The 14,410-nt window shown below is 68.1% G+C and carries 14 protein-coding genes; 3 read left to right on the top strand and 11 right to left on the bottom strand.

Annotated features, from left to right (window positions below; translation table 11 throughout):
• Nucleotides 1-3: 3 nt before the first annotated feature.
• The 10 genes from NRB56_RS07015 to NRB56_RS06970 are packed head-to-tail and all read right to left on the bottom strand — an operon-like array spanning nucleotide 4 to nucleotide 9,290.
• On the bottom strand, nucleotides 4-1,182 hold the full coding sequence (locus NRB56_RS07015) for an MlaD family protein (RefSeq protein WP_319942675.1): 1,179 nt from the start codon (nucleotides 1,180-1,182) through the stop codon (nucleotides 4-6).
• Nucleotides 1,179-2,321, bottom strand: a complete 1,143-nt coding sequence (locus NRB56_RS07010) for an MCE family protein (RefSeq protein ID WP_153339729.1) — start codon at nucleotides 2,319-2,321, stop codon at nucleotides 1,179-1,181. The genes NRB56_RS07015 and NRB56_RS07010 overlap by 4 nt, the downstream gene beginning before the upstream one ends.
• Nucleotides 2,318-3,427 carry an MCE family protein gene (locus NRB56_RS07005; protein ID WP_153339728.1) on the bottom strand — a complete coding sequence of 370 codons (1,110 nt, stop codon included), beginning with the start codon at nucleotides 3,425-3,427 and terminating at the stop codon, nucleotides 2,318-2,320. Before NRB56_RS07005 ends, NRB56_RS07010 begins: the two co-directional genes overlap by 4 nt.
• Nucleotides 3,428-3,441: 14 nt before the next feature.
• Nucleotides 3,442-4,479 carry an MlaD family protein gene (locus NRB56_RS07000; RefSeq protein ID WP_153339727.1) on the bottom strand — a complete coding sequence of 346 codons (1,038 nt, stop codon included), beginning with the start codon at nucleotides 4,477-4,479 and terminating at the stop codon, nucleotides 3,442-3,444.
• Nucleotides 4,476-5,498: an MlaD family protein gene (locus NRB56_RS06995; RefSeq protein WP_319942674.1), complete on the bottom strand. Its 1,023-nt coding sequence runs from the start codon at nucleotides 5,496-5,498 to the stop codon at nucleotides 4,476-4,478. Before NRB56_RS06995 ends, NRB56_RS07000 begins: the two co-directional genes overlap by 4 nt.
• Before the next feature lie 2 nt (nucleotides 5,499-5,500).
• Entirely contained in the window at nucleotides 5,501-7,132 is a 1,632-nt protein-coding gene (locus NRB56_RS06990; protein WP_153339725.1) for an MlaD family protein, read from the bottom strand.
• 7 nt (nucleotides 7,133-7,139) lie between these two features.
• Nucleotides 7,140-8,003 (bottom strand): ABC transporter permease, encoded by an 864-nt coding sequence (locus NRB56_RS06985; RefSeq protein ID WP_153339724.1) that lies wholly within the window; start codon nucleotides 8,001-8,003, stop codon nucleotides 7,140-7,142.
• Nucleotide 8,004: 1 nt separating this feature from the next.
• Complete coding sequence (locus tag NRB56_RS06980) at nucleotides 8,005-8,880, bottom strand: MlaE family ABC transporter permease (RefSeq protein WP_227837331.1); 876 nt, start codon at nucleotides 8,878-8,880, stop codon at nucleotides 8,005-8,007.
• Entirely contained in the window at nucleotides 8,877-9,065 is a 189-nt protein-coding gene (locus NRB56_RS06975; protein ID WP_153339723.1) for a hypothetical protein, read from the bottom strand. The genes NRB56_RS06980 and NRB56_RS06975 overlap by 4 nt, the downstream gene beginning before the upstream one ends.
• The gene (locus tag NRB56_RS06970) at nucleotides 9,066-9,290 is read right to left on the bottom strand and encodes a hypothetical protein (protein WP_319942759.1); all 225 of its coding nucleotides are present in this window, start codon (nucleotides 9,288-9,290) and stop codon (nucleotides 9,066-9,068) included. It abuts the gene before it with no gap.
• A gap of 276 nt (nucleotides 9,291-9,566) precedes the next feature.
• Between NRB56_RS06970 and NRB56_RS06965 the strand changes: the two genes are divergently transcribed.
• Nucleotides 9,567-10,487, top strand: a complete 921-nt coding sequence (locus NRB56_RS06965; RefSeq protein WP_153339721.1) for an oxygenase MpaB family protein — start codon at nucleotides 9,567-9,569, stop codon at nucleotides 10,485-10,487.
• A gap of 45 nt (nucleotides 10,488-10,532) precedes the next feature.
• Here the strand turns inward: NRB56_RS06965 and sthA are convergent, their stop codons facing one another.
• Complete coding sequence (gene sthA / locus NRB56_RS06960; protein WP_153339720.1) at nucleotides 10,533-11,933, bottom strand: Si-specific NAD(P)(+) transhydrogenase; 1,401 nt, start codon at nucleotides 11,931-11,933, stop codon at nucleotides 10,533-10,535.
• 429 nt (nucleotides 11,934-12,362) lie between these two features.
• Between sthA and NRB56_RS06955 the strand changes: the two genes are divergently transcribed.
• Nucleotides 12,363-13,379, top strand: coding sequence for an Acg family FMN-binding oxidoreductase (locus tag NRB56_RS06955; protein WP_153339719.1), 1,017 nt, complete (start codon nucleotides 12,363-12,365; stop codon nucleotides 13,377-13,379).
• Between the two features lie 133 nt (nucleotides 13,380-13,512).
• Complete coding sequence (locus NRB56_RS06950; protein WP_153339718.1) at nucleotides 13,513-14,358, top strand: polysaccharide deacetylase family protein; 846 nt, start codon at nucleotides 13,513-13,515, stop codon at nucleotides 14,356-14,358.
• The last annotated feature ends 52 nt before the right edge of the window (nucleotides 14,359-14,410 follow it).

Genomic DNA, 14,410 nt, shown 5'->3' with positions numbered 1-14,410 from the left:
CTCCTATCGGGCAGGGACGGGCTGGGACAGTTCGTTGCCGGAGACGCCCGGCGGCGCGGTGGCCCCGTTGTCGGGGACGTCCGGCCGGGGCGCGTTGGCGGCGCCGCGGATCTGCAGGGCCGGATTGCTGGTGACGCAGTAGTTGTAGAGGCGCACCCGGGTATCGGCCTGCACGTCGGTGGCGACCACCGGGATCGTGTCGTACTCGCAGGTCGGCCTGGGCCAGATGTCGACGAGCGTGTGATACATCCCGTCGTACGCCGGGATGCCCAGCGCCTCGGAACCGGCTCGCAGCGAGGGGAACAGCGCCGCGATGGCCGGCGCGCGCAGTTTGGCCGCCTTGGTGATCGCGACGAAGTTCGTCACCAGATCGGTGATCGGATCCTGGGTTTCGGAGATGAATCCGTCCAGCGTGGCCAGCTGCCCCGGCGCCTGCTGCAGCAGCGTGCGCAATTCCTGATCGGCGGAAGCGAATTGATCGAACAGCGCGCTGCCGGATTTCGTCAGCGTGCTCAGATCCGGCTGCGCGTGCTGGGTGGTGTCGGCGATGATCTCGAGGTTCTCCAGCAGTTGCCGCGTCTGCGGCAGCAGCTCGTTCAGCCCGTTCATGGCGTGGCTGAGCCCGGAGACCAAGTCCCGCAACTTGTCCGGACCACCCGCCAGTGCCTTGTCCAGTTCGTCGACGATCGTGTCGAGCCGGTCCGGGTTCAGGCCGCCGATGAAATCGCTGAGGTTGGTGAACACCGATTGGATCGGCACCGGTGTCCGGGTGCGCGAGCGTTCCACCAGCGCACCGTCGCGCAGATACGGCCCGGTGTCGGAATCGGGCCGGAAGTCCAGGTATTGCTCACCGGCCGCGGACAACCGGCCGACGGCGACCGCGCCGCCGACGGGAATCCGGGCGGAGTCGTCGATCCGGGCGACGGCGGCGACGCCGTCGCCGGAAACCCGTACCGCCGCGACCTTTCCGACCCTGCTGCCCCGGAAGGTGACGTCGTTGCCGGCGCGCAGGCCGCCCGAGGTGGCGAGTTCGACGGTGACATCGTAGGTGTGCGGCAGCGGGTCGAATCGCAGCACGGACCCGCCGATGTAACCGCAACCCACGATCAGCACCGCGATCAACGCGATATTGGCGATGGCGATGCGATGCCGCACCACCCAGTACCACAGCGGCGGGTTCACCGGCCCCCTCCCGGTTGCGGTTGCGGCGCAGCCGGATCCGGCGTGCCCCCCGGTGGCGGCGGCGGACTGTTCAAGCGGCCGAACACCTTCTCGAACACCTGCTGCAGACTCCCGATGAACTGCCCCACGTCGCCGACCTCCGGCGGGCGGCTGCCCGCCGGATCGGTGAGCGCGCCGATACTCAGATAGGACACGGTCGCCGCGACCGCCAGGGCCGGCCCCCGGATACTCGCCATCAGCGACGGATACAGCGTGTGGACGCCGTCGAGCGCGCCGGTCAGCTGATCGCTGTGGGCGAAGGCCGACATCAGGGCCTGAATGCTCTGGAACAGGCTCACGAAATCGTCGCCGGTGGTGGTCGCGAAGTCACCGAGCGCGTCGGTGGTGGTGGCCACCTTGGTGAGCAGTTCCACCATCTGCTGGTTGTTCTCGGTGAGCAGGCCGATCAGGGCCGGGAACGTGTCGGCGGCGGCACCCAGATCACGCTTGCGCTGGGCCAGCGCGCCGGACAGCGAGTTCAGGCCGATGAGCGTCGAGTCGATGTCGCCGGTGCGCTGGTTCAATGCCGCGATGGCAGCGGTCAACTCGGTGAGCAGATGAGCCAGTTGCGGCGCCCGCCCGGCGAACATGGAGTTCATCTCGGTGGTGATCTTCGCGGCCTGGTTGATGCCACCGCCGTTGAGCAGCAACGACACCGACATCATCAGCTGTTCCACCGAGGCGCCGGCGGCGGTGTGGTCCGTGCCGATGGAATCGCCGTCGCGCATCGGCTCGCCCGCGTCCTTCGCCGCGGGCAGGCTCATCGCGACGAACATGTCACCGAGCGGAGTCGCCTGCCGCAGTTCGACGGTGGTGCCCTTCGGCAGCCGGATGTCGTCGCGGATCAGCAACTGCACATCGGCCACGAAATTCGTGGTGTGGATCCCGGTGACGATGCCGATATCGGTGCCACCGATCTTCACCTGCGCGTGGTCGGGCAGGTTCAGCGCATCGGTGAACGCCGCGTGGATGGTGTAGCCCGGACGCCCGAGGCCGGGCTTGGGCATCGGCACGGAATCCACCGTGACCGCACAGCCGCTCGTGCCGAGCAGGGCGACCGCGGTGATCAGGCCACCGATCGTCGTTGTGCGCAGGCTCATTTCGCGTTCGCAATCCCCAACAGTGCGGCGGTGAGGCCGAAGTCGGGACCGAAGTCCTGGATTTTGCCGGTGCGGCAGCCGTCCAGGCGCATCTGGATCCGCTCGCAGAACGTCGACAACGCCTCGCTGTCGAGCACCGACTTGTCCAGCAGCGCATGCAATCGCAGCGCCCGGTCGTCCCGGCTGGTGGCATTGGACAGATTCTGGAACGTGAGCGGGAACAGGTCCACGATCTCGGTGAGGTTGCGCGAGTTCGCCCGCATGTCCGCGGTGATGCTCAGGAACCGGTTCAGGGCCCCGGCCAGCTGTTGCTTGTTCTCCCCCACCAGGCTCGCGGTGTCGGTGACGAAATCGTCGAGCTGGGTCAGCACCGCCTGGATACCCGGCGCCTGGTCACCCATCAGTCGCACCAATTCGGTCAGCCGCCCGCTGAAGTCGCGCACCGTCTGGTCGTTGGACGCGATCACCTGGGTGATGTCGTTGAGTTTGATGATGGTGGTGGAGATCTGGTCCTTGTTGGCGAAGGTCACTTCGAACGCGGAGGACAAGGCGTCGAGGGTTTCCCGCAGCCGATCACCGTTGCCGTTCAGCAACGGGAACAACACCCGGCTGGCCAGCGGGCCGGTCTGGTTGTCGCCCTTCAGCGCGTCACCGAGCTGCGCGAAGTTCTCCAGGATGCGATCCAGCTCGACCGGAACCCTGGTGCGCTGCAGGGGAATATAGGCGCCGTCGGTGAGAGTCGGGCCGGTCCCGGTGTAGGCCGGCGCCAGCTCGACGTGCCGATTGGTGATCAGCTGCGGATTCACCAGCGCCGCCATGGCATCGGCGGGAATCTGCACACCGCGGTCCAGCGACATGACCACCTGCACGTAGGTGCCCTTCGGCGTCACCGAGGCGACGGTGCCGACCGGAACGCCCAGCACCGCGACGTCGTTGCCCGCGTACAGGCCGGCGACGTTCTCGAAGTCGGCGGTCACGGTCATGCGACTGCCGAGGTACTGGTTCGGCACCGCGGTCAGGGTGCTCGGCAGCAGTCCGCACGCCGAGGTGAGCGAGGCGACGGCGCACAGCACGGCCGTCTTCACCCGATTTCCGAATCTCGTCATTGCTGCTCCCCGCCTCACTTGCATCCGGCGACGGCCTGCGCGAAGCACAGCCAGTTGTCCGGGAAAATCCACGGCGCGTAGACATTTCCGTAGGGACCGTCGCCGAGCACGTTGTCGAACTGACGCAGCGCCACCGGCATCACCTGATAGAGCCGGTCCAGGTTGGCCTGGTTCTTCTGCAGGCCCTCGGACATGGTGTTCAGATCGCCGATCAGCGGCGACAGTTGGTTGTTGTTCTCCAAACCCATCTGCTGCAACAGTTTCGACAGCGACGCGATGTTGTCGAGCAATTGCTTCAGCAGCGTCTGCCGCTGCTGCACGGCCCTGCCGATCGCCTCGCCGCGGGTCAGCAGCAACAGCACGCTGTTCTGGTTGTCGGCGACCAGTTCCGACACCTTGTCCATGCCCTTCAGCAGCGTGTCCACCTCGTCGCGGCGATCGTTGACCACCTTCGCCAGCGCACCGACGCTGTCGAGCGCCTGGACGGCCAGCTGAGGCGAGTCGCCCATCTGCTGGTTCACCAGATCCAATGCCTGCCGCAGTTTCTGCGGGTCGAGCCGCTCGATCCGCTCGAACGACGACTTGTACTGCGGATCCTGGATGACCTTGCCGAGGTTGTACGGCACCGAGGTGTGATCGAGCCGAATCCGGTTGCCCGGCAAGCTCGGTCCGCTACCGGGCGTCAGATCCACGTGCAACCGGCCGAGGATCGTCGAGAGTTCGATAGCCGCCCGCGCGTCGTCACCGAGCCGGATGTCGCGACGCACCTTCATGCCGACCAGCACCTTGCCCTTGTCGAGCGCGACGCTCGACACCTGCCCGACCTCGATGCCGGACACGTCGACCGTCGCCCCCGGGCGCAGCCCGGCGGCCTGTTCGAATTCCGCCGAGATGGCGCGGTCTCCGAGCCGGGCCTGCTTCAGCACGGTCGAGCCGACCAGCAACAGCACCACGACGCCGGCGGCGATCAGGCCCAGCCGCAGATAACGGTTGGCCAGGAAACCGGGGTAGCGGATCGCCGGAACCCGGAACCGGCGTGGTCGTGTCGTCATCGGCACACCTCCGAATGGGACTGGCCGCCCACCTGATTGAACAGTCCGGGCGGGAAGAGCACGCCCCACAGCGACACGTCCAGGCTGCAGATGTAGGCGTTGCCGTAGGTGCCGTAGCTGCTGAATCGCGCGACGGCGTTGAAGATGTCGGGGAACTCCACCGCGACCTGGTCCAGCGAGGCGCCGTTGAGCAGCAGCAGCGCGACACCCGCGGTGGCCTGGTGCTGAGCGTCGGCCAGGTTCGGCTGCACCTGCGCGATGATGCCCGACAGCGAATCCGTCGCCGTCGCAACGCGTTCCACCGACGATTTCAGCGCGGTGCCCTGTGCGTACAGCGCCTCCACCAGCGAACGCGCCTGGGTGATCAAGGTTTCCAGCTCGTTGCTGCGATGCGACAGGCCGTCGATGACACTGCTGAGATTGGTGATCACCTCGCCGAGGATGCGATCGCGCTGCCCGAAGGTGGTCGCCAGCTGTGCCGCCTGGGTCACCAGCGCACTCAGCGACACCCCGTTGCCCTGCAGGGCCTGGATCAGCGTTTCGGACAGCGAGTTCACCTGATCCGGTTGCAGCACACTGAACAGCGGTTCGAATCCCGACAACAGCGAGGAGACGTCGAAGGACGGCTCGGTCCGCTCGATCGGGATCCGGCCACCGGCCGGCAGCGGCTGCCCGGGATCCTTACCCGGCAGCAGCGCGATGTAGCGCTGCCCGATCAGATTCTGGTAGCGCACCATCGCCTTGGTCGTGCTGGTCGGATGCTGATCGCTCTGGATCCGGAATCCGACCGCGGCCCGGTACCCGTCGGTGAAGTCGATCTTGTCGACCCGGCCGACCCGCACCCCGGCCATCCGGATGTCGTCGCCGACCCGCAGACCCAGCACATCGGAGAAAACCGCCGAATAGTCGTGCGTACGACCGGGAACCGACCGTTCCAGGGTGGAATAGATCGTGTACGAGAGCACTATCGCGATCACGGCGAAGATCCCGAAGCCCGCCAGCGCCTTTCCGGATTTCACGATCAGCCCTCCCCGTCCGCGGGAACCAGATAGCCACCGGCCAGTACCGGCGACAGCAGCAGGACCTGCGCCATGTTCGGCGTACCGCCGACGAGCGCCGCGACAGCGTCGGCGCCGCGCAGTCCGGCGGGCTCGGTATCCGCCCCGCCGGGGTACGCGCCGGGCGACCCGGAATCAGTCGCCGGCCCACCGGGATTCGCCGCGCCGGGCGTGGGCGGGCCCGAGCCCGCCCCGCCGGGCCCCACCGACCCGCCGGCATTCGGCGCCGCGGGCGCAGCGGCACCTGGCCCCACCGGCCCGCCGGCATTCGGCGCTGCGGGCGCTGCGGGCGCAGCGGCACCGGGCCCCACCGGCCCGGCAGCATTGGGCGCCGCCGGCGCGGTGATACCCGGAATCGCCGGGATCATCGGAAAGCCCGGAATCCCCGGCACATTCGGCACGGCAGGCGCTCCCGGCACGGCAGGCGCTCCCGGTCCGGTGGGCAGCGCCGGGACGACCGGCGCGGGACCGGCCGCCTCGAGCCGGTGCGGCATCAGCTGCGGCGGATAGTCCTGTGGCGGAGCGACATCCGGCACGCTGGAGCCACCGCAACGCGGGCCGGCCATCGGCCCGTAGTGCGGGCAGTCCTTCGCCGTGTACTGCTGGAAGGGCGTGAACGACACGTCCATCTTCCACAGCATCTGTTTCTTCGGACCGAAGGTGAAGGTGCCCTGCAGTCGTTGCAGCGCGGTGTTCAACGTCGCGATCGCGTACGGGATGGCCTGCGGATCCTCGGCCAGGCTGGCGAACAGGCCGTTCAGGCCGGACACCAGGAACTTCCCGGAATCGGGATTGCGGGCGAACAGGCCGTTCACGGTGTCCACGGCGTGGCCGCCGCCGGTGAGCAGCTGCACCAGGGCCGTGCGCTGTTCGGTGAGCGTGCGGGCGGTGGTGACCGACTTCGCGAGCGTATCCACCAGATCCGGCGCCGATACGCTCAGCGCCGACGCCGCGCGGCCCAGATTGCCGAGCAGATCGCCGATCCCGTCGGTGCCGCGCACCTCGGTGAGCCACCGGTCCAGCCGTTCCACGGTGGACCCGGGAACCCGGGCCGAGGGATCCAGCGCGGCCGCGAGCGTGGACAGCACCCGCCCCAGTTTCTCCGGCTGGATGTTGTTCAGCACCGTGCGCAACACGTCCAGCGCGGTCTGCAACTGCACGGTCGCCGCGCTGTGGTCCTCCGGGATCGTCGCCCCCGCGCGCAACGTCGCGGACGTCGCCGTGGTGTCGACGAGTTCCACCGCCGTCACGCCGAAGATGTTGGACGGCACCACCCGCGCCGCCACGGTCGCCGGAATGCTCTGTACCACTTGCGGTTGCAGTGCCAGCACGGCCCGCTGGCTCTCGCCGCGCGCGGCCACCGCGACATCCTCGACGCGGCCGACGATCATGCCGCGGAACTTCACGTCCGCGCGGGCCGGCAGCCCGTCGCCGGTGCTGGTGAGCACCGCTGTCACGGTGGTCTTCTCCTCGAAGCGGCCGGTGTAGCGCAGCCCGAGCAGGAACAGCACGAGGGCGATGGCGGTGATCATGCCGAGCCCGGCCAGGGTGAGCTGCCGGGCCGTGGCGCCGCGCCCGCTGGGATCCAGAATCATCGCGCCCCTATCCCGAGATCCGGAAGCCGGGGTCGATACCCCAGATCGCCAGTGTCATGAACAGATCCGTGAAGACGGTGACGACGATGACCATCTTGATCGCGCGCCCGGCCGCCACCCCGACCCCTTCGGGTCCGCCGGTGGCGACGTAGCCGTAGTAGCACTGGATGAACGTCGCGATCATCACGAACACGACGACCTTGAGCAACGACCAGAACACGTCCGGTCCCAGCAGGAATTGATAGAAGTAGTGGTCGTAGGTCCCCGCGGTGGTGCCCCCCAGCAGCAGCACCGACAGTTTCGTGGTGAGGTACGCGCTCGCCAGCCCCACGCTGTAGAGCGGCACGATGGTCAGCGTCGACGCGACCATGCGGGTGCTGATCAGATACGGAAGTGGCCGGATGGCAATGGATTCCAGCGCGTCGATCTCCTCGGAGATGCGCATCGCGCCGAGCTGCGCGGTGAACCGGCAGCCGGCCTGGATCGCGAAGGCGAGCGTCGCGACGATCGGTGCCAGCTCGCGCGTGGTGGCGAAGCCGGAGATGGCGCCGGTGAGGGGGCTCATGGTGAGCAGGTTCAGCGCCGTGAACGACTCCATGCCGACGGTGATGCCACCGAAACCGCACAGCGCCACGACGACTCCGATGGTGCCGCCGCCGACCACGAGAGATCCGTTGCCCCACGCGACATCCGCGGTCAGCCGCAGTACCTCTCGCCGATAGTGCTTCATCACGAAGGGAATCGCGAACAGCGCCTGGAAGAAGGTGATGACCTGATGCCCCAGCCGGCGGTTCGCCTGCACCGGTGCGGCGGCCACGTTCGCGGCCATCCGCACCGGCCGCAGCGCGGGGGGCGTGTACGTGCTGCCCATCTCACACCACCTTCGCCGGCGAGATCGTGTTGTAGAGCTGGGTCAGCAGGATGTTGGTGGCGAACAGCATCAGCGCCGAGCTCACCACCGCCGAGTTCACCGCCTGCGCTACCCCGCCGGGACCGCCGTGCGCGTGCAGGCCCACGTCACAGGCGATGATCGCGGTCAGCAGCCCGAAGATCGCCGCCTTGACCAGCGCCACCAGCATGTCGTTCGCCACCGCGAAGGAGGCGAACGAGCTGATGAAGGAGCCCGGCGTGCCGTGCTGCGCGTAGACGTTGAACATGTAGGCGGTGGCGAAGCCGACGAACACGATGAAGCCGCACAGCAGCATGCTCACCAGCACCGCCGCCGCCATGCGCGGCGCGACCAGTCGCCGCACCGGGTCGACGCCCATCACCATCATCGCGTCGATCTCCTCGCGGATGGTCCGGGAGCCGAGGTCGGCGGTGATCGCCGAGCCGACCGCGCCCGCGATCATGAGCGAGGTGACCAGCGGCGCGCCCTGCCGGAGGATGCCCAGCCCGGCCACCGCGCCGATGAACGTGGTCGCGCCGACCTGATTGACCAGCGCACCGACCTGGATCGACACCACCACGGCGATCGGAATGGCCACCAGCACCGTCGGAGCCGCCGACACACTGGTCATGAACGCACACTGTTTGATGAACTCGCGGTAGGGGAATCGGCCGGTCACGATCGAGACGACCAGCTGGCGCAGCGCGTCGCGGGCCAGATCCACCTGTCGTCCCAGGGTTTCCAGCGACTGCTGCGGATGCCGGCGCCACAACCCGCGCGCGCTCGCGCCTATCCTCGCCAGTTCGGTCGGTTCCGGGGCGGGTTCGGAGACCTCGGCCCGCGGCACGGTGACGGTCATGAGGTGCCCTCCAGGGAATGCTGCAACAACACCAGCAGCACGCCGAGGACGGCGAAACCCGCTGCGACAGTGAACAACACGGCCACCCACAGTCCGTAACGCAGGACCGGGTTCACATTCGTTCGCCCACCGAGGACCTTCACCCCGATCACGAGGAGGTCGATGAGCCGGATCAGGATCATCATCTACGTCATGCACACATTCGCGAAGGTGAGCACCGGCCAGCACACGATCGATCCGAGGAACGAGACGACGACATCGATGCCGTGCAGCTGCTTCAGGTGTGCGGTGTGGGTGAGGCTCCAGACCACCCCGACGAGCCCGTAGGGGATGCCGAGGATGAGCAGTGTGCCCAGGAACTCGGACACCTTCATCTCGTAGGCGAGTAACCGATCCAAGCGTTTCAGCACGTCCCGCACGTCCTTTCGCATCCCGTCCCCGTCCCCGGGCGCGCGCCCGCCCCATCGCGTTGCGCGCGTGGTCCCCGCGACGTTCCGCGGCCCGGCAAGACATCCGACGATCCGGCATCATGCCGAGAACCAGCAGACACATAGTAAGGCAGAAACTCGTATTTACAACGCCTTTCCTCGCTCAGGTGTTTCTACATGGCAAGAATGACCGGTAACATAGTGTTGCATCGACCGGTCGGCGCAGGGCCGGTCGGGGACGAGGAGGATGCGATTCGCATGACTACGGCACACGAGACCACCGCCGCGGCCGCGCCACCCGAGGTCGCGCCGCCACTCACCCTGGCGCAGACCCGGATCCCCATCCCCGGCACCCACCGCCCGGACGGCAAGCGGCCGCCGCGGCTCGCGGACGCGCTGGACTTCTGGCAGTTCTCCGGCGCCGCGGCCAATGTCGCCATGCAGCTCGCGCTCCCCGGCGTCGGTTACGGCGTGGCACAGAGCAGGGTCGAGTCCGGCGCGCTGATGGTGCATCCGTGGAAACGCCTGCGCACCACGGCTTCCTATCTCGCGGTCGCGATCCTGGGCAGTCCGGAGGAGAAGCACGCCTTCCGCGAGGCGGTCAACGTGGCCCACCGTCAGGTCCGGTCCGAACCGGGCGCGGCGGTGAAGTACAACGCCTTCGACCGCGACCTCCAATTGTGGGTCGCCGCATGCCTGTACATCGGATTCGAGGACTCCTACCAACTGCTCAACGGGAAGATGAGCCCGGAGCAGGCGGAGTCGTTCTACTCGACCTCCTCGACGCTGGGCACCACGCTGCAGGTCACCGAGGAGATGTGGCCCGCGACCCGCGCCGACTTCGACGTCTACTGGAACGAGGCCTGCCGGCGGGTCGCCACCGACGAGACCGTCCGCGCCTACGTCGACGATCTACTGCATCTGCGGATGATTCCGTGGTTCCTGCGTCTGCTGTTCGGCGACCTGCTGCGGTTCCTCACCGTCGGCTACCTGCCGCCGCACTTCCGCGAGCAGCTGCGGGTGCGGTGGTCCGCGACGGATCAGCGCCGCTTCGACCATCTCTTCCTGTTCGTCGGATTCGTGAACCGGTTCATCCCCCGATTCGTTCGAACCATGGGCACCCATTCGATGATGGCCGACGTGCGCCGCAGGTTGCGTAAGCACAAGGCACTCATCTGATCTCGTGCCGATGGCCACCCGGGGCACCGCGCCGGCCCCGGGCGGTCAGCCCATGTGGTCGATCTGCCGGATCTTGTTCATCGCGTCCAGCGCGGCGACCTTGTACGACTCGGCGAGGGTCGGATAGTTGAAGACCGCGTCCACGAGATAGTCGACCGTGCCGCCGCATCCCATCACGGCCTGCCCGATGTGCACCAGTTCCGTTGCCCCGGTGCCGAATACGTGCACCCCCAGCAGCGACCGGTCCGCACTGGACACCAGCAGCTTGAGTACGCCGTAGGAATCGCCGATGATCTGGCCGCGCGCCAGCTCACGGTACCGGGATACGCCGACCTCGTAGGGAATTCGCGCCTCGGTCAGCTCGTCCTCGGTCTTGCCGATGAAGCTGATCTCCGGAACCGTGTAGATGCCGATCGGCTGCAGCGACGAAAGCGCGTGCACCGGTTCGCCACACGCGTGGTGCGCGGTTAGCCGCCCCTGCTCCATGGCGGTCGCGGCCAGCGCCGGGAAGCCGATCACGTCGCCCACCGCGTAGATGTGCGGCACCTCGGTCCGGAAGTACTCGTCGACGGTGATGCGGCCGCGGCGATCCGCGCTCAGCCCGGCGTTCGCCAGCCGCAACGGCTCGGTCAGGCCCTGCCGGCCGGCCGAGTACATCACCACCTCGGCGGGAATCTTCTTGCCGCTCTCCAGGATCGCGATGGCGCCGTTGGCGTGCCGCTCCACGGCGGCGACGGTCTCCCGGAACCGGAACGTGACCGCGAGATCGCGCAGGTGATACTTCAGCGCCTCGACCACCTCGACGTCGCAGAAGTCGAGCATCCGCTCGCGCGATTCCACGACCGTGACCTTGCAGCCGAGCGCGGCGAACATGGAGGCGTACTCGATGCCGATGACCCCGGCGCCGACCACGATCATCGTCTGCGGCACGCGCTCGAGTTGCAGGATGCCGTCGGAGTCGATGATGGTCCGGCCGTCGAAGTCGATGCTGGCCGGTCGGGCGGGCAGGGTGCCGGTGGCGATCACGATCTTCTCGGCCGTGACCCGGGTCTCCCGGCCGGTGCCGTCCAGCACCTCGACGGTGTGCTCGTCGGCGAACGAACCCATCCCGGGATGCATGGTCACCCGGTTGCGGGTGAGCTGGCTGCGAATCACGTCGACTTCCCGGCCGATGACGTGCTGCGCGCGCGACAGCAGGTCCGTGATCGTGATGTCCTCCTTGACCCGGTAGCTCTGCCCGTACATCTCACGCTGGGACAGGCCGGTCAGGTAGAGGACGGCCTCGCGCAGGGTCTTCGACGGGATGGTGCCGGTGTTGATGCACACCCCGCCGATCATGTCCCGCCGCTCCACCATGGCCGCGCGTTTGCCGAGTTTCGCGGTGGCTATCGCCGCCTTCTGGCCGCCGGGCCCGGACCCGAGAACCAGTACATCACAGTCGTACATGCAGCCAGTGTGACAGCGGAATGTGAAATCCGATGTGCTTCCGAAATGCCATGGGCCGACGGGATTCCGGCGGATTGCCGACTCGGCGAGGGTCGTTCCGATCCGTGTCGACAGCGGCGCCCGAAGAGGCTGCTGAATATTTGCTGTCGCCGAGCTCGTGGGTGCCGAGCGCCACCCGGGGGCGAACGTGTCCGATTCGCCGGGAATATCCGATGGGCGACCGGGGCCGGTCGAATCGCCGGAGGAACACCGGTACCATAACGGTGTGGCGTCGGTGCGAACGCACATGTCACGGTCGGGCCAAGTGCCCGGCCGTCCGGCCCGACGCAGACCGGTGCCGAATGCGCGCACGGTGACAATTCGATGTCGATCGAGCCCGCGACCTGCGGACACAGGAAATCTGTCTGCGAACGGGGTGGAGGCAGAGCTATGCAGCAAGACGACAACACGACAGCGGCGGCGATCTTCGAGACGGCCGTCGCAGCGGCGGTGCGGGCGCCCTCGGTGCACAACACCCAACCGTGGCGGTGGCGGCTGGACGGCGAGACCATCCGGTTGTACGCCGATCGCGACCGGCAACTGGCAGCTGCCGACCCCTCCCAGCGAGCGTTGCTACTGAGTTGCGGAGCGGCGCTACAGCACCTCCGGGTGGCGCTGGCGCAGGCGGGCCGGGCGGCGGAGGTGACCTATTTCCCCGATCTCGGCGATCCCGACCACCTCGCGGACATCACCACCACGGTGGCGTCACCGTCGCCGGAGGATCTCGACATGGCCGCCGCGATCCGGCATCGGCGGTCCGATCGGCGGCGCTACGGCCCCCGCCCCACGCCGTCGCGGCAGTTGCGCGCGGTCGCCCGCGCCGCCGTGCCGTACGGCGCCGCCGCGCGGCTGGTCCCGCCGAACCTGCGCGACCTGCTGGCCGAGGTCGGCCACGCGGCCGCCGACCGGCATCGCGAGGACCCGGCCTACCAGCGCGAACTGTCGGCCTGGAGCGGCCGGCACGGCACCTCCGACGGCGTCCCGGCCGCCAACACCCCGCCGGTGCGCGACGACCTCGCGATGCGCTTCTTCGCCGAGCCCGAACTGGCCGATCGGCCGCTCGCGGACGACGCCGCGGAGTGGCTGGCCCTGTGCACGCCCGCCGACGACCGGTTGTCGAGAATCAGGGCGGGCGAGGCGGCCGGCGCCGTGTTGCTCACGGCCACGAGCCTCGGTCTGGCCACCTGCCTGCAGACCGAACCGCTGGAACTGCCGGAGTTGCGGGCCGAGGTGCGCTCGGAGGTACTGTTCGACTGCGCGTTCGCGCACGCGCTGGTGCGGGTGGGCTCGGTGCCCACCGAGGCCGGGCCGCTGCCCGTCACACCGCGTCGCGCACCCGCCGAGGTGATCGCGTCCCCGGCCACCGGCGAGCGCGTACGGGAATCTGTGAGCGCCGTTCGGATCTGAGTGGGGGGAATTGGTAATCAGTTGTGCGCCAAAAGGTATCGGTTGACGATGTGACGGGCTGGTAAAATCGCACACCGAATAACGGTGTTCGAGCACGCGACCACAACGGCGTGGGGGCGGGGAAGAGTGAGCCATGGTCCGTTGCGCCGATTCCGAATTCCCGCCCCCGCTGTCTCGGGGCCCGAGCCCAGATCTCAACCGCCGCAACCTGTTCCGCGGAGTCGCCCTCGGCGCCGCGCTGGTTGCCGCCGGTGCCGGAACGGCCACGGCCGCACCGTTTCCCAGCCTCAGCGCCGGCGACGACAGCGGCAGTTCCGGCGGTGACGACGACGGTATCCCCGGGGGCGACCCGAAAGCCCCGGCGCCGCAAGGCGTCCTGAGCCGCCTGCCCGGCGACGGCAATCAACTCGCGTTCACCGTCGACGACGGCACCACCGGCGAGGTCGTCACCGCCTACGCGCGGCTGTGCATCGAGAACGGCTTCCGGCTCACGTTCTTTCCCAACGGGGTCTATCCGTCCTGGGCCGAGAACGCGGGACTGCTACGGCCACTGCTGGATTCGGGGCAGATCCAGTTCGGCAACCACACCTGGTCGCACCCGGACATCACCAAGCTGAGCCACGATCAGCTGGCCGACCAGATCACCCGCAACGAGCGATTCCTGCAGAACACCTTCGGCGTCAGCGGCCGGCCGTTCTTCCGGCCGCCCTACGGCAGCCACAACGCCACCACCGACCGGATCGCCGCCGACCTGGGCTATCAGACGATCACCCTGTGGGGGGACACCATCGGCGACAGCCGCATCGTCACCGAATCCGACGTGATCGGCGCCGCGTCGCACGCCTTCCAGCCGCAGAACATCGTGCTCGGGCACGCCAACCAGCGGTCCGTGGGCCGCGCGTTGCCCGCGCTCGCCGGGATCATCCACGACCGCGGCCTGGCCACCGTCAACCTGGGCGACGTCTTCGCCACCGACTGAAGGACAACCGCGGGCGCACTGCCGCGGTGGCACCGGCCCGGCAGCCCACCCG

The sequence above is a fragment of the Nocardia aurantia genome, assembly GCF_009604425.1.
GTDB classification, from domain to species: Bacteria; Actinomycetota; Actinomycetes; order Mycobacteriales; family Mycobacteriaceae; genus Nocardia; species Nocardia aurantia.
Note: the sequence above shows the minus strand (reverse complement) of the source record. Positions and strands in the feature narration are given on the sequence as shown.

Bases quoted from the DNA above. Each gene is read 5' to 3' on its own strand.
- NRB56_RS07010 (WP_153339729.1), bottom strand. From the start codon at position 2,321: ATGAGCCTGCGCACAACGACGATCGGTGGCCTGATCACCGCGGTCGCC.
- NRB56_RS07005 (WP_153339728.1), bottom strand. From the start codon at position 3,427: ATGACGAGATTCGGAAATCGGGTGAAGACGGCCGTGCTGTGCGCCGTC.
- NRB56_RS07000 (WP_153339727.1), bottom strand. From the start codon at position 4,479: ATGACGACACGACCACGCCGGTTCCGGGTTCCGGCGATCCGCTACCCC.
- NRB56_RS06990 (WP_153339725.1), bottom strand. From the start codon at position 7,132: ATGATTCTGGATCCCAGCGGGCGCGGCGCCACGGCCCGGCAGCTCACC.
- NRB56_RS06985 (WP_153339724.1), bottom strand. From the start codon at position 8,003: ATGGGCAGCACGTACACGCCCCCCGCGCTGCGGCCGGTGCGGATGGCC.
- NRB56_RS06980 (WP_227837331.1), bottom strand. From the start codon at position 8,880: ATGACCGTCACCGTGCCGCGGGCCGAGGTCTCCGAACCCGCCCCGGAA.
- NRB56_RS06975 (WP_153339723.1), bottom strand. From the start codon at position 9,065: ATGATGATCCTGATCCGGCTCATCGACCTCCTCGTGATCGGGGTGAAG.
- NRB56_RS06965 (WP_153339721.1), top strand. From the start codon at position 9,567: ATGACTACGGCACACGAGACCACCGCCGCGGCCGCGCCACCCGAGGTC.
- sthA (WP_153339720.1), bottom strand. From the start codon at position 11,933: ATGTACGACTGTGATGTACTGGTTCTCGGGTCCGGGCCCGGCGGCCAG.
- NRB56_RS06955 (WP_153339719.1), top strand. From the start codon at position 12,363: ATGCAGCAAGACGACAACACGACAGCGGCGGCGATCTTCGAGACGGCC.
- NRB56_RS06950 (WP_153339718.1), top strand. From the start codon at position 13,513: ATGGTCCGTTGCGCCGATTCCGAATTCCCGCCCCCGCTGTCTCGGGGC.